Source organism: Rhizobium sp. BK650, from assembly GCF_014195325.1.
Classification (GTDB): Bacteria; Pseudomonadota; Alphaproteobacteria; order Rhizobiales; family Rhizobiaceae; genus Rhizobium.
Map to the genome: position 1 here is coordinate 361,727 of NZ_JACIBK010000005.1, position 12,182 is coordinate 373,908.

At 58.1% G+C, this 12,182-nt stretch carries 12 protein-coding genes; 3 read left to right on the forward strand and 9 right to left on the reverse strand.

What is annotated here, in order from left to right; all coding sequences use genetic code 11:
• Nucleotides 1-10: 10 nt before the first annotated feature.
• Nucleotides 11-1,744, forward strand: a complete 1,734-nt coding sequence (locus tag FHX15_RS15465) for a GH116 family glycosyl hydrolase (RefSeq protein WP_184398505.1) — start codon at nucleotides 11-13, stop codon at nucleotides 1,742-1,744.
• A gap of 96 nt (nucleotides 1,745-1,840) precedes the next feature.
• Here the strand turns inward: FHX15_RS15465 and FHX15_RS15470 are convergent, their stop codons facing one another.
• Genes FHX15_RS15470 through FHX15_RS15480 form a run of 3 tightly spaced genes read right to left on the reverse strand, consistent with a single transcriptional unit; the run spans nucleotide 1,841 to nucleotide 4,850 of the window.
• The gene (locus FHX15_RS15470; RefSeq protein ID WP_184398507.1) at nucleotides 1,841-2,659 is read right to left on the reverse strand and encodes a carbohydrate ABC transporter permease; all 819 of its coding nucleotides are present in this window, start codon (nucleotides 2,657-2,659) and stop codon (nucleotides 1,841-1,843) included.
• Complete coding sequence (locus FHX15_RS15475; RefSeq protein ID WP_184398509.1) at nucleotides 2,656-3,609, reverse strand: carbohydrate ABC transporter permease; 954 nt, start codon at nucleotides 3,607-3,609, stop codon at nucleotides 2,656-2,658. The genes FHX15_RS15470 and FHX15_RS15475 overlap by 4 nt, the downstream gene beginning before the upstream one ends.
• The gene (locus FHX15_RS15480; RefSeq protein ID WP_246778963.1) at nucleotides 3,606-4,850 is read right to left on the reverse strand and encodes an ABC transporter substrate-binding protein; all 1,245 of its coding nucleotides are present in this window, start codon (nucleotides 4,848-4,850) and stop codon (nucleotides 3,606-3,608) included. Before FHX15_RS15480 ends, FHX15_RS15475 begins: the two co-directional genes overlap by 4 nt.
• Before the next feature lie 210 nt (nucleotides 4,851-5,060).
• On the opposite strand from FHX15_RS15480, the gene FHX15_RS15485 reads away from it, so the two are divergent.
• Together FHX15_RS15485 and FHX15_RS15490 are read left to right on the forward strand one after the other, a co-directional pair.
• Nucleotides 5,061-6,362 carry a glycoside hydrolase family 28 protein gene (locus FHX15_RS15485; protein ID WP_184398511.1) on the forward strand — a complete coding sequence of 434 codons (1,302 nt, stop codon included), beginning with the start codon at nucleotides 5,061-5,063 and terminating at the stop codon, nucleotides 6,360-6,362.
• A gap of 74 nt (nucleotides 6,363-6,436) precedes the next feature.
• Nucleotides 6,437-6,937 (forward strand): ShlB/FhaC/HecB family hemolysin secretion/activation protein, encoded by a 501-nt coding sequence (locus FHX15_RS15490; protein WP_184398513.1) that lies wholly within the window; start codon nucleotides 6,437-6,439, stop codon nucleotides 6,935-6,937.
• Here FHX15_RS15490 and FHX15_RS15495 read toward each other — a convergent pair.
• The 6 genes from FHX15_RS15495 to FHX15_RS15520 all read right to left on the reverse strand — a co-directional run bounded on the left by FHX15_RS15495 (nucleotide 6,833) and on the right by FHX15_RS15520 (nucleotide 12,117).
• On the reverse strand, nucleotides 6,833-7,579 hold the full coding sequence (locus FHX15_RS15495) for a histidine phosphatase family protein (protein WP_184398515.1): 747 nt from the start codon (nucleotides 7,577-7,579) through the stop codon (nucleotides 6,833-6,835). The two genes, FHX15_RS15490 and FHX15_RS15495, sit on opposite strands and share 105 nt — an antisense overlap.
• 201 nt (nucleotides 7,580-7,780) lie before the next feature.
• Complete coding sequence (locus FHX15_RS15500; protein WP_184398517.1) at nucleotides 7,781-8,248, reverse strand: MEKHLA domain-containing protein; 468 nt, start codon at nucleotides 8,246-8,248, stop codon at nucleotides 7,781-7,783.
• 95 nt (nucleotides 8,249-8,343) lie between these two features.
• The gene (locus FHX15_RS15505; RefSeq protein ID WP_184398519.1) at nucleotides 8,344-9,144 is read right to left on the reverse strand and encodes a GNAT family N-acetyltransferase; all 801 of its coding nucleotides are present in this window, start codon (nucleotides 9,142-9,144) and stop codon (nucleotides 8,344-8,346) included.
• A gap of 225 nt (nucleotides 9,145-9,369) precedes the next feature.
• Nucleotides 9,370-10,293 carry an ArsR/SmtB family transcription factor gene (locus tag FHX15_RS15510; protein ID WP_184398521.1) on the reverse strand — a complete coding sequence of 308 codons (924 nt, stop codon included), beginning with the start codon at nucleotides 10,291-10,293 and terminating at the stop codon, nucleotides 9,370-9,372.
• 164 nt (nucleotides 10,294-10,457) lie between these two features.
• A complete protein-coding gene (locus FHX15_RS15515; protein ID WP_184398523.1) occupies nucleotides 10,458-11,282 on the reverse strand; it encodes a carbohydrate ABC transporter permease in 825 nt (274 codons plus the stop codon).
• 1 nt (nucleotide 11,283) lies between these two features.
• Nucleotides 11,284-12,117, reverse strand: a complete 834-nt coding sequence (locus FHX15_RS15520) for a carbohydrate ABC transporter permease (protein WP_184398651.1) — start codon at nucleotides 12,115-12,117, stop codon at nucleotides 11,284-11,286.
• Nucleotides 12,118-12,182 lie beyond the last annotated feature (65 nt).

The following is a 12,182-nucleotide window of genomic DNA, read 5'->3' on the forward strand; positions in this document are numbered from 1 at the left end:
GAGCTCCTCCATGACGCTGCCAAGTGCGAAGTCACCTGTTCTAACCCCCCTTGCCGATGGCCAACTTCGTTCGGATCAGCCCGTGCTTCTCCCCTTTATGGCCCCGCGGCTGCAAGGGGATTGCAAGCCGGAAGGAAAGATCGACATTTCGCTTTGGGGATCCGGGAAACTCGCAACGCTAACCTTTCGCGGATGGAGCGGGCCGTACACCTTTGCCCCGAACCGGGTGGAGGCACTCGGCGGCGGCCTCTATGTGGCCCAATCGGCGCCGGCACTTTTTCTCAAGGGTGCGCGATTGCAAAGACTGGTGCCTTCGCAACGATGCGCCTGGTGGGCGGGCGCGTTCAAGCGGGAGCCCATCGAGCGTATCGGTGACCGGCGCATCGCGCGCACCGGCTGGGGGATCGTTATCGCGGACCAGACGCCGGAAGGCGTTTTGGTGACTGCCGGCGCATCGATGGATGAAGCGCGCGCAGCCCTTGATCTTACCCCGGAGACAGTGATTGCGGAAGCAAATGCTTACGTAGTCCGCTGTGACGCGATGCCGAAAGCTTCGCCCTTGATGCGCAGCATGATCTCCCAGAGCCTCCACGCCGCATTTTCAGCCATTCGTCAGGACGAACATGGCCGGTTCGGTGGACTGGCCGCCGGCCAAGCCTATAGCGCGCCGGCAAGAACCTATTATCGCGACGGCTACTGGACGCTTCAAGCACTGCTTGACCGCACGCCTGAGGCGGTGCGCTCCCAGATCGACTTGCTTGCGCACGGCATCCAGCCAGATGGAGAGGCGCCAAGCGGCGTCATCCTCACCGGCCCAGGCCAGGCTGAGGAATGGGAAAAGGTTCGCCGAACGCATCCTCGCATCAAGGAGGAGCATCTGCGGCCCGGGGATTGGTGGAGCGATCATTTTGACAGTCCGCTATTCTTTATTCTGACGATCGGTGATTACATCCGCGCGACCGGAGACAGATCACCGATCTCTGTCTATTGGGACAAGGTTGTTGCAATCTTCACCCGCTACTGCGGTTTGGACGCGGCCGGCAACGGACTGCCGATCAAGCCAAACCACGACCGCGACTGGGCAGACAACGTCTATCGCCACGGTTATGTCGCCTACGATATCGGTCTCTGGATTGGCGCACTCGACGTCATCGCCGAACATGGTGCGGCAATCGATGCCGAAATTGCCGCAAAGGCGGCAGCGACCGTTGCGCAGGCGCGAGCTTCGGTCGACGAGGCCCTGCTTCAGCCAAGCGGAACCTACGCCGATTACGGCATGAAGGATGACTTCGTCGAGGACCACCTGACGCTCGATAGCCTGACAATGCTTCGTTACCGTGCGGTTTCTCCAGAAAGGGCACAAGCCGTTCTGGGCAAGGTGGAAGCGTTGCTGGAAACCCGCAACAACAGGGATCAGCCCTATGGCGACTGGGGCGTCATGTGCGCCTTCCCACCCTTCAAGCGCCCCAAGGACACTCGCTCGAAGTCGGCCTTCGCCTACCGCTACCATAATGGATCGGATTGGCCTTATCTGTCGGGTCTTTATGCCGAACAGCGTCTCGTCTACGGTCTTGATGGTGCCGAATATCCGCTGCTGCGCTGGTGGGAAACCTGCCTGGAAGAAGGATGGATGGGGGCTGTCGAGTATTTCTCGCCGCCATGGGGCCGCGGTTCTCTCCTCCAGGGATGGAGCAGCATGCCGGCGGCCGCAGCCCTTGCATATCAGGACAAGCTTAAGATGTAGGCCGGCTGGAGAGAGCGTCTCGACAGGGCGTCGTGCTCCTCGTCCGCCTCACACAAATGCAAAAGGCGACTTTTGCCTTTGTGTGAGGCGGAGACCTTACTCCTTCGTCGCTCCCGCCATCAGTCCGCTCATGAGCATGCGCTGCAGCGCCACAAACATGACGAGAACCGGCAGTACCGAAAGCACCGACATGGAAAGCAGTCTTGGCCAATTGATGCCGAAACGTCCGACGGTATTGGCGAGCGCGACCTGGACGGTCCATTTGTCCTGATCGGTGATGATCAGGAAGGGCCACAGATAGTCGTTCCAGCGCCAGACGAGGTTGAAGGCGAGAAGCGTGCCAATCGCCGGGATCGAGAGCGGCACGATGATACGCAACAGGATGCGCCATTCCGGCGTTCCGTCGACCCGTGCCGCCTCCAGGAGACTATCGGGGATATTGCGAATGTATTGCCGCATCAGGAACACGCCGGTCGGGGTGGCGGCCGGTGCGATGATGATGCCCGCAAGCGTGTCCAGGAGATTGAGGTCGCGCAAGACGAGGAATACCGGGATCATGACGATCTGCAATGGCACCATCAGCGACGACATGATGAGAAGGAAGAACAGCGTGTCGCCCTTGAACCTGAACTTTGCCAGTGCATAGCCGGCCATGACGCTGATCGTGACGGAAAGCGCCGCCGAAAGCACGGACACGATTGCAGAATTGCGAAAGAAGACGAGGAACTTTGCCCGCGCCACGGTTTCGGTGAAATTCTGCAGAGTTATGTGGGCGGGAAAGATTGTCGGCGGCCACTGGAAAATCTCCTGTTGCGACTTCAGCGACGACAGGAAGAGCCACACAGGCGGCATCAAGAAGACGAAGAGGGTGAGCGCAACGAAGATCAGGCGCCAGGGAGAATAGATTCGCGTCATGTCTCACTCCTCGACAGGCGCAGCTGGACGACCGTCAAAAGCAGCAGGATGACAAAAAGCACCATCGACTGCGCAGCCGCAACGCCGGCCTGCATCGGCTTTTGAAACGCCGTGTCGTAGATCGTCTGAATGAGATAGACGGTCGCCTTTCCTGGCCCTCCCCCCGTCAGAGACACGACGAGTTCATAGACCTTGAAGGCCTCGATCGAAGACAGTACCAGAACCACCGCCATTGTCGGTCTGAGAAGTGGCAACGTTATATGGGTGAACTGGCGCCATTTGCTGGTGCCATCAATCGAGGCGGCTTCATAGTAATCCGCCGAGATCGCAGTCAGGCCGGCGATGAAGATCATCATGTTGAAGCCGGCCTGGGCCCAGACCCAGGCGATGACCATGGCAATCTGTGCCATCGTGTCCTGCTCAAGCCACGGCACCGGGGCAATTTTCACCAATGACAGCAGGTAGTTGACGAGACCGTTGTTCAAACCGAAAAGCCATCGCCACGAAACGCCGATGATCAGCAGACTGATCATCGACGGGAAGAAGACGACCGTCCGCACAATCGCGAAGAACTTGGTCTGTGGCGAGAGAAGAAGCGCCAGCGCCAGCGAGACGACGATGTTGAGCGGCACCGCAATGATAACGAAGAGCACCGTCTTGAAGAGGGACGTCTGAAAGTCGGCGTTGCGCAAAAGGCCCGCAAAATTATCAAAACCCACATATTGCGGCAGGGTGCTTGGCACCTGGGGAACCACCACCACACCACGCTTGAAGAACGCCATCATAAGGCCCTGGACAAGCGGGTAGAGGGTAAAAGTAACGAGCAGCGCGATCGTCGGCAGCATCAAAAGATACGGCCAACTGAAATTGAAGAGGCTGCTACGCCGGCCTTTCGGCACCGGATGCGAACCCAGTGCCGAATTGCTTTGTTGCGAGAGCGCTACCGTCACTTGCTCGCCTCGAGCGAGTCGTCGGCGGCCTTCTTAATCTGCGCGATCGCCTCGGCTGAGGAAATCTGACCGGCGACAGCCTGGGTTACGGCGGCCTTGACCGTTCCCCAGACCGCCTGCATCTGCGGCCAGGCCTGATCCGTTGCCGCATAGACGGGGCTCGCGTTCAGTTCGTTCTGCATTGCGGTGATCGCAGCCGTCGCAGCCGGATTGTCATACTTGACCGGCGGCGCCTTGAGGTTGGCAGGGATCATACCGAAGGTCTTGGCGTATTGAGCCTGGATCTCCGGGGAGGTGACCCATTTGATGAACTCGACGGCTTCCGGCAGATGCTGACTGGTGTTGAAGGCGACGATGTAATCTCCACCATAGATCGATGAGGCAACCGTCCCGCGTGGCGTCGGCCCGGCCTGCCAGCCGAATTTGGCATTGGTTGCAAGCCCCGCGATCTGCCAGCTGCCGGACATGTAGGCGACCGCCTGACCGGCCGTGAACAGTTCCTTTGGATTGTCCGAGCTTGCTCCGCTCCACAGGCCGGGCGGCATGGCAGCCTTGGTGATCCCGATGAACTTGTCGAGCGTGCTCGTCCAGGCCGCTTCGTCCATCACGACCTTGACGGGTTCCTTCTCGGAATAAATGTGATTGCCATATTGATACTCGTGAACGATCCAGCGGCTCGCCGAAACGTCCCAGACCAGCGGATAGCGGGTGCCGGATTTCTCTGCAACCTCCTTGATCTTCGGAATGAACTCTTCCCAGGTCCAGCCGGTTGCCGCGTCGGGGATAGCAACGCCTGCCTTTTTGAAGGCGTCAGCGTTGAGGAATATGCCGGTCGAGGTAACGCGCAAGGGCGCGGCAATGACCTTGTCGCCAAGCTTGGCGCCATCGCCCCATCCCTTGACGAAGTCGTTGATCCATTCAGGTCCGATCTCTTTGCCAAGATCTGCAAGGAACGGCCGAATGACCGGCTCCATAGACGAGGTCAGCGACAGATCCGGCATGATGCCGGATGCCGCATATTGCTGGAATTTCTGGATCATCCCGTCATAGGGCGTAATTTCAAGATCGAAGGTCGTTTCGGGATGCAGCTTCGTATACTGATCGAGCAGAGCACGAGTATCCGCCTCTTCCTGATCACTGTCGACATACCACACGAGCTTCAGCTCGGAGGCCGCAGCAAGCGACGTCATCATCGCCGTGGCAGTTGCGGCCATCATAAGTGTTTTCAGCGTTTTCATCATGCTCCCCTTTTCTGGCTTGTCGTTCTGACATCCGATACGGACGGCCTGCGATCGTGACTCCCTGAGGCCTTTGTTCGTAACCATGACGAATTAAATACGAGTTTCGCCGACTGTCAACAGAACTCGCACGGCCCGGATGCATTTAGTTCGTCTTGTTGACGAATAAATTAGCTTGATCTATGCAGGAGCGCATATTTTTCGGAGGCTATGATGGATATGTTCGTTGAAGCTGCAGGTGGCGATATTCAGGCAGCGCTCGACACCATAGCGCGTGCGGGAGGCGGAACGGTCTTTCTCCGGCCTGGCCGACATCTAGTAGGTCCGATCCGATTGAGAGACAATGTCACCCTGCATATCGAAGAAGACGCCGTTCTCGCTTTCGACCCAGACTACAGGCAATATAGCTCCAATACCGTCAGTGTAATTGCCGAAGCCTCCAATCGCGCTTACATGGTGGCGCAGGACGCCAACAATATTGCGGTCGTCGGCAAAGGCACGATCGATGGCGGTGGCGATGCGTTCCACACTGGCTTCGATGCAAGCATCGGCACATTCACTCCGATGGCGGAACGTCCTCGAGTACTGGTTTTTGAGGACTGCGCGAACATTCGTCTGGAAGGTATCCAGATTACGGATTCGCCGATGTGGACGATCCATCTCGTGCGATGCCGCGATGTCGTCGCCCGAGGGTTTCACGTTTCCAACAATCGCCAGCTTCCCAACACCGACGGGATCGTCATCGACAGCTGCAGCGACGTCACACTTTCCGGCGTCATCATTCGCACCGCCGATGACGGCGTGTGCCTCAAGACCAGCTTGAGCGACAAGGGAATCGGACGATGCGAGCGGATCGAGGTGTCCGACAGCGTGATCGAGAGCAAGAGCTGCGCCCTCAAGATCGGCACGGAAAGTTTCGGCGATATAAGACAGGTTAGCTTCTTGCGCTGCAAGATCGAGGATTCCAACCGCGGTCTTGGTATCTTTTCGCGCGATGGCGGCAAGGTTGAGCACGTCGTCTTCCGCGATATCGAAGTCGATTGCAATGAGACGCCTGACGGATTCTGGGGCTCTGGTGAACCGCTCACGATCACCAAGCTTGCGCGCCGCCCCGAACGCCCGGCAGGAGCGGTCCTCTCGGTGCTCGTCGAAAATATCTCCGGGCGATGCCAAGGAGCCGTCAATCTTTTTGCAGAGGAACCGGGCGGTATCGGCGGTATCGTTTTGCGCGGGATCGAGCTTCAGATGAAGGAAGGGCCGCTTGGCACCGCGAGACAATATGACTTGCGGCCGACCAACGCGGACCTGGCGCCGGCGAAAGGCGCCGAAGGGCGCGGTAACGCTTGGGTTCGCGGGGAAGACGGCAACATCGTCGGCCTTTTCGCCTATCCGGAAGGATTGCCGGGCGTGTTTGCACAGAATGTCACCGGCTTGGAACTCGAAAGCGTGACGATCCATCGGCCCCAGCCGCTGCCTACTGGGTGGAACCCGGAAACGATCACAGTCATTCCCTGAAGCGCGGGTTGGTTACTCCATCTGCTATAGCTGACGCGGCAGACGGCGAGCGAGCCCGTGGCCGGTGATGCCGAATGGGAATTCCCGAAGTTTTCGGCGACGCTAAACGTGACAACCCCTTCGAGTTGGCCGGCCAGCACCTGCAGCTTGCAACAATCATCAATGGGCAATATTCGCCGGACAATCTGTTTCGGGCCGATGAGATTTCGATGGGCGGTTACGGCAACATGCGGGGCACGCGGGAAAGCGTGCTCTTCGGCAATGATGGCGTCTTTGCGCGCAACGAGCTCGTCCGGCGCACGCAGCCATGGGCGGGGAATGCGCTACTCGCTCGCAGGCTGGGCGAGCTGCGGTCATATGCTGGTATCGATTTTGGGCACGTGTTCGGACAAGCGCGCTTGGGCTGCGGCGGCCTTACACTCTGGAACGGAGACAGCAGCATCTCACGGGCTTCGACGGGCAGATCGGATTTAGTCACCGGTCGTCGGCGAGATCGTCAGCTCCGAGCCGTAAGCGCCGCGCATTTCCGTCGCCGCGGCCGGATCACGATCGTCAGCCTTGTGCAGGAGTGTTGAACGATAGCCGTGCGCATGTGATCCCTCGATCAGCGTCACATCGGCGTTGCCCGGATTGTCGGAACGCTCGAACCATTCGACGCTCTGATGTAGGAAATTCATTTCGAAAGCACGGTTGGTGACGCCATGACCGACAATGATTGCGGTCTCATTGCCGCTGCCAATGTCATGCATGACGGTCAACAGAAACAGCCGTACCCGTTGGGCGACATCCGCCCGGCTTTCGCCATCAGGCGGGCGGGCATAAAACTTGCCGCTGTTGCTGCGAAGACGCGCCCATTTTTCGAATTCTTCCGGAAACTTGCGTCGTTGCTCGGCCCGGTCGTAGATCTCGGTAAACAAGCCGAAATCCTGCTCCCGCAACAGGTAATCCTCATGAACGTCGCCGATTGTGTCCCCAGGAAATGCCTCGATGATTGCATCCTTGGTCTGGCGCGTCCGCAGATATGGCGAATGCCAGATGGTTGCCGGAGGTATCGTGCCCGGCAGCGCCGCCAGATAGGAAGCAATGCTGCGCCCCGCAGCCAGTGCCTGTCTGTAGCCCCATACCGTCAGCGGAACATTGTGATCGCCAAACTGCCGATACGCGCTCTCGCTGATATTGCCGAGAGATTCACCGTGTCGAACCAGAAAGATGCGCATCTTTTACCGTGTCAGCTGAGGTATGAGGGTATCATGAAGGGCAGGAAGGCGGCGCGCAATGGCAGGACGTGCGACGTGGATGTTCCCAAGACGCGAAGTAAGCACCGATCTCGCCTGCCCTGCCCTCCTCATCTCCACCCATCGTCTCGAAAGATCGCCAGCGGAAAGAAGCTCGGCCTGGCCAGGCGCGCCATTGATTGGCTAGGCGGCCGGCGCCTCAGCCCATTTTGAAAAAGTCGCCGCCTGACCGAAATCCTGGCCTTCAGCATTCCGGAGCTGCCAGACTATTCCGTCTTCCATCCAGAAACGGCTCCCCGACTTCGTCACCCGCAAGCCACGATAGCCAGCCATAAATCCCTTTTGCGCCACCGCATCGAGCAACGCCTGACGCTCCGCCCGTTCGCTCGGGCCAGCCGAGAGCCTCGATTGCAGCTTTACGAATTCGCCCCAGCTATATCCAAACCGCCTCTGTGCTGCGCCATTGGCATAGACGAAGACGGGATCTGGCGCGGTATTATGGGCAAGGACCACAAACGGGGCATCACCATAGAGCCATTCTGGTCCACGGTCCCTGGAGAGGAGGTCCCTGCCGACAAGGCGCCGGAAACTTCCTGTGAGGAGCTCAAAGAATTCGGGATCGTTCGGGTTCAGTTCACCGTTCAACTGCATCTCGCTTCCTTCTCCAGTGCGGCCTGTCCACGAGCCTAACCCGATCTAGTAACGGGATATGGCATCGGTGCGGCGATCGGCACCGATAAGCGGTCTTAATTCGGTAAGGTATAGTTCTTGCGGATATAGGATGGCTTGAAGCCTGCCTTCGTCAGGTTGTCGAAGGAAATGTTCGGCGGACCCTCCTGAGGTTGGGCCGTCTCCACCGCAAAGCGAAAAACACCCTGTTCGAGGCCCTTGTTCAATCGAGCATCAATCAGCGCTTTTTGCGCGCCGCGGTTCCGGTACTCGGCAAGTGTCGTTCCGCCTCCCAGCCAGCCGCATCCCTCTTCCATGAATATCGCCCCGCTTCCGATCGGCACGCCTTCCAGTTCCGCAACGAAACAGGCCCAGCCCTTCTTGCCGACAAGGCATGACCACAACGGCTCAAGCTCGGCCGGGAAACCAAAGCCTGCGCACATCAGCCTGCCGAACGTCGATGCGTCATCGATTCCTGCCAAGCGCGTTCGCACAGGTCCTTCGATTGCAAGCGGAGCGGATGGAGCAGGCCGCGTGAGTTTCATCCATCCACCGCTTTCGACCAACCCCTGATCCAGTATCCAGCCGTGCAGTTCGTTGGTGGCAAAGGCTTCACGGATCTGGACATGCCGCCTGCCGGTTTTGGTCTTCATCCATTCGAATGCGTGATTGAGTTCGTCTCTATCATTCAACGCGAAAATGCGGTTGAGTCCAATGGCAGGCGCTGTGGGCAGCGAGATGGCGCAGCCTTTGCCCACCGGGATGCAGGTAAACTCGACGCTGTCTTTAAAAGGCTGGGGCGTGATCCTGGCCAAATCTATAAAAGCCTTTGCCTCAATCATCTCTTCCCAGGTAATTCCGTCGCTCGAAATGCTCAATTTACTTCCTCTTTTGAACTATCAGCCACTGAGAATGGCTGTACAAGCCTCGGCGGATTTCGCGCCCAATCACGAGTGGTGTCGCGGGCACGAGATAACCTGCATCGCATCCCCGAACAAAGTGTGCGACGGATTAAAAGAGATTGAAGGTAGCTGTCGAGGGTTTAGACAGAGTGTCAATTGAGCCGCAGCCCGTTGCGGCAATCAGCGTGCATTCGCCATCCGTCAGAAGTAGATCGACATGACCAGATCCTGGTCGAAATCGCCAAAACCCTTGCCGAAGAGGTTCATGCCGCCGGGATTGTCCGCCTTCTCATCGATGCCTATGCGGAAGCGGATCGAATGATGGTCGGCGATACCGAGCGAGGCGATGGTCTGGGTCGAGACCATGGCGCCATCGATCCAGGTGCCGGTCTCGTCGATCGTCCACGTTTTGAGCTTGCCATATTGCGAGCCCGACAGCTTCCACCAGGAGGGCGAATACATGCCGCGGCGGTCGCCGTAATCACCGGGCGAGGTCCAATGCCCCGCCTTGATACCGTTGACCCAGATGGAAATGTCGGAGGGCCAGTTGGCGTTCGTCGCAGGGGTTTCGGAACTCAGTTCGGCGGAAAACTCCACCTTGCGGATCTTCTTGCCCGACACCTTGGCGTTGTTCGGGAATTTATATTCGACATAACCGCGGGTGAACCAAAGAAGCGCTGCCTGCATACGCTGCGGATCGAGGAAAACCTCCTGTACATCCAGCATGCCGATAACGTTGTTGACCGAGCAGAGGCCGCAGGGCGCATCAACGTCGAATTCCGTGAACAGACCGATCGGCATGCTGACGGTGACGACGTCCTCGCTCGCCTTGGTGCCGTTCGTATCGAAGCGGATCAGGATCTCGTCATAGATGCTGGAGCAGACTTTCTGATTTCCCTTGGTCGCCTTCATCGTCTGGGTCTGGATGAGGCCTGCCTGCTCGAGTGACTTCAGGTTGGTTGCGGTCGTCGATTGCGGCAAACGCATCTGCGCCGCGATGTCGTTGACATTCAGCGGCCCTTTCTGGCGCAACAGATTGAGGATTTCGATACGCGTCGGAGACCCGAGAGCCTGGACGACATCAACGTCCCGCATCGGATCGACGGTTAGAAGTTTCATCTCCATGCCTTGATACTGGCTCTCCAGTCTTTCTGGTTGGTTTCAGCTGATATCACGGCGTCATATCCGATGTCGCCGCCCTTTTTGTAGGCGCCGGTCCGCGCTTCGGGAGAATTTTCGCGGACCGGCTGGGGCCTTCTCACCTCGGCCCGGACCCCAATCTCTCATCATTATCCCTTGATGCCTGATGACAGCATCAAGGCCTGCGTCACGCGTTTCTGGAACATGAGGTAGGCGAGTGCGACCGGCATCGCCGCAAGAATGGCGACCGCCATGTCGCGCGCATATCTGACGCCGAACGCATCTCTGGTCTGGGTAATGCCGACGGTGATCGTCATCATGTCGTCGGAGTTGGTGACGAGGAAAGGCCAGAGGAAGGCGTTCCAGGCCATTATGTAGGTGATGATCGCGAGCGCGGTGGTAATCCCCCAATTCAATGGCAGGTAAAGTTTGAAGAGAATCTGGAACTCGCCACAGCCATCGAGCTTGGCGGCCTCGCGCAGCTCCTTCGGCACGGAATCAAAGAACTGCTTGTAGACGATGACGACCACAGGAACGATCAGCTGCGGCAGGATGATGCCGCCCCAGGTATTGATGAGGTTGAGCTTATACATCAACACGAATTGCGAAATCACCAGTGCCTGGGAGGGTATCATGAAGCTCGCCAGGATGATGCCGTAGAGAAGCCTGCGGCCTGGGAAAACGATCTGCGACAGCGCATAGGCGCACATGACGCTGATCAGAATGACGACGACGGTCACCGTTATCGAGGTGACGATCGAGTTCAGGTACCAGGTCGAGAGCTTCGTCTCGAAGAGCGCGTAATAGTAGGCCGAGAAGTTAAGCACGTCGGGGATGAGGGTCGCCTTGTTGACGACATCCTGTTCCGGCTTAATGGATGTGACGATCGCCCAATAGATCGGGAAGGCCCAGGTGCAGGCGATTACCAGTGTGAGGATCAGAAGCAGCGCGTTGCCGATTGTCTTGCCGGGCATTTCAGCGCTCCCTCACACGCAACAGCTGATATTGCAGCACCGAAACGACGACGATAATCAGGAACAGGATAACAGCGACCGCCGAGCCGAGGCCGCCATGGTTCGATCGGAAAGCCTCGCGATAGACGAGTTGCAGGAGCACGTAGGTGGAATTGAACGGCCCGCCTTCCGTCAACAGATAGACCTGATCAAAGATCTTGAGCTGCAGGATCAATTGCAGTGTCAGCACCAGTGCGGTTACCGGCCAGATCAGCGGCCAGGTGATGCGCTTGAAACATTGCCAGCGCGTTGCGCCATCGAGCATGGCCGCCTCGTAATAGTCATGGGGAATATTGCGCAATCCGGCAATGAAGAGCAGCAGATTGAAGCCGTTGGTCCACCAGACCGTCACGAGCGCCACCATCGGCATGGCCCAGATAGGGTCGCGGAAGACGCTGATGCGCGCGCCGGTGAAGGCTTCGATGATGAACTGGGCAATGCCGAACTGCTGGTCGAGAACCCATTTCCAGATCTGGGTGACAACCGACACCGGAAGAATATAGGGGATGAAGAAAAGCACGAGCACAAGGCTCTGCATCCAGCCTTTCAGGCGCACGACCATCAGCGCCAGTCCGAGGCCGATCAGCGTGTTCGGGATGACAGTCAGCACGACGAAATAGCCGGTATTCCAGACCGAGGTATAGAAAAGCTTTTGGTGAAAGAGTTTCACGTAATTGTCGAAGCCCACCCATTGGCCTTCACCGACGAGCGGGGCGTCGGTAAAGCTCAAGGCGAACATCTTGTAGACCGGATAGGCAAAGACGATCGCATAGGCGATCAGGAACGGCGCGATCATGGCGATCGCCGTCAGCGTCTTGCGTCGCTTTTCAGTATTGACCACAGATCATCTCCCTGGGCGAA

What these genes read in the sequence shown, in the direction of transcription:
- FHX15_RS15465 (WP_184398505.1), top strand. Translation starts at nt 11, where the DNA reads ATGACGCTGCCAAGTGCGAAGTCACCTGTTCTAACCCCCCTTGCCGAT.
- FHX15_RS15470 (WP_184398507.1), bottom strand. Translation starts at nt 2,659, where the DNA reads ATGACGCGAATCTATTCTCCCTGGCGCCTGATCTTCGTTGCGCTCACC.
- FHX15_RS15480 (WP_246778963.1), bottom strand. Translation starts at nt 4,850, where the DNA reads ATGATGAAAACGCTGAAAACACTTATGATGGCCGCAACTGCCACGGCG.
- FHX15_RS15485 (WP_184398511.1), top strand. Translation starts at nt 5,061, where the DNA reads ATGGATATGTTCGTTGAAGCTGCAGGTGGCGATATTCAGGCAGCGCTC.
- FHX15_RS15490 (WP_184398513.1), top strand. Translation starts at nt 6,437, where the DNA reads ATGGGAATTCCCGAAGTTTTCGGCGACGCTAAACGTGACAACCCCTTC.
- FHX15_RS15495 (WP_184398515.1), bottom strand. Translation starts at nt 7,579, where the DNA reads ATGCGCATCTTTCTGGTTCGACACGGTGAATCTCTCGGCAATATCAGC.
- FHX15_RS15500 (WP_184398517.1), bottom strand. Translation starts at nt 8,248, where the DNA reads ATGCAGTTGAACGGTGAACTGAACCCGAACGATCCCGAATTCTTTGAG.
- FHX15_RS15510 (WP_184398521.1), bottom strand. Translation starts at nt 10,293, where the DNA reads ATGGAGATGAAACTTCTAACCGTCGATCCGATGCGGGACGTTGATGTC.
- FHX15_RS15515 (WP_184398523.1), bottom strand. Translation starts at nt 11,282, where the DNA reads ATGCCCGGCAAGACAATCGGCAACGCGCTGCTTCTGATCCTCACACTG.
- FHX15_RS15520 (WP_184398651.1), bottom strand. Translation starts at nt 12,117, where the DNA reads ATGATCGCGCCGTTCCTGATCGCCTATGCGATCGTCTTTGCCTATCCG.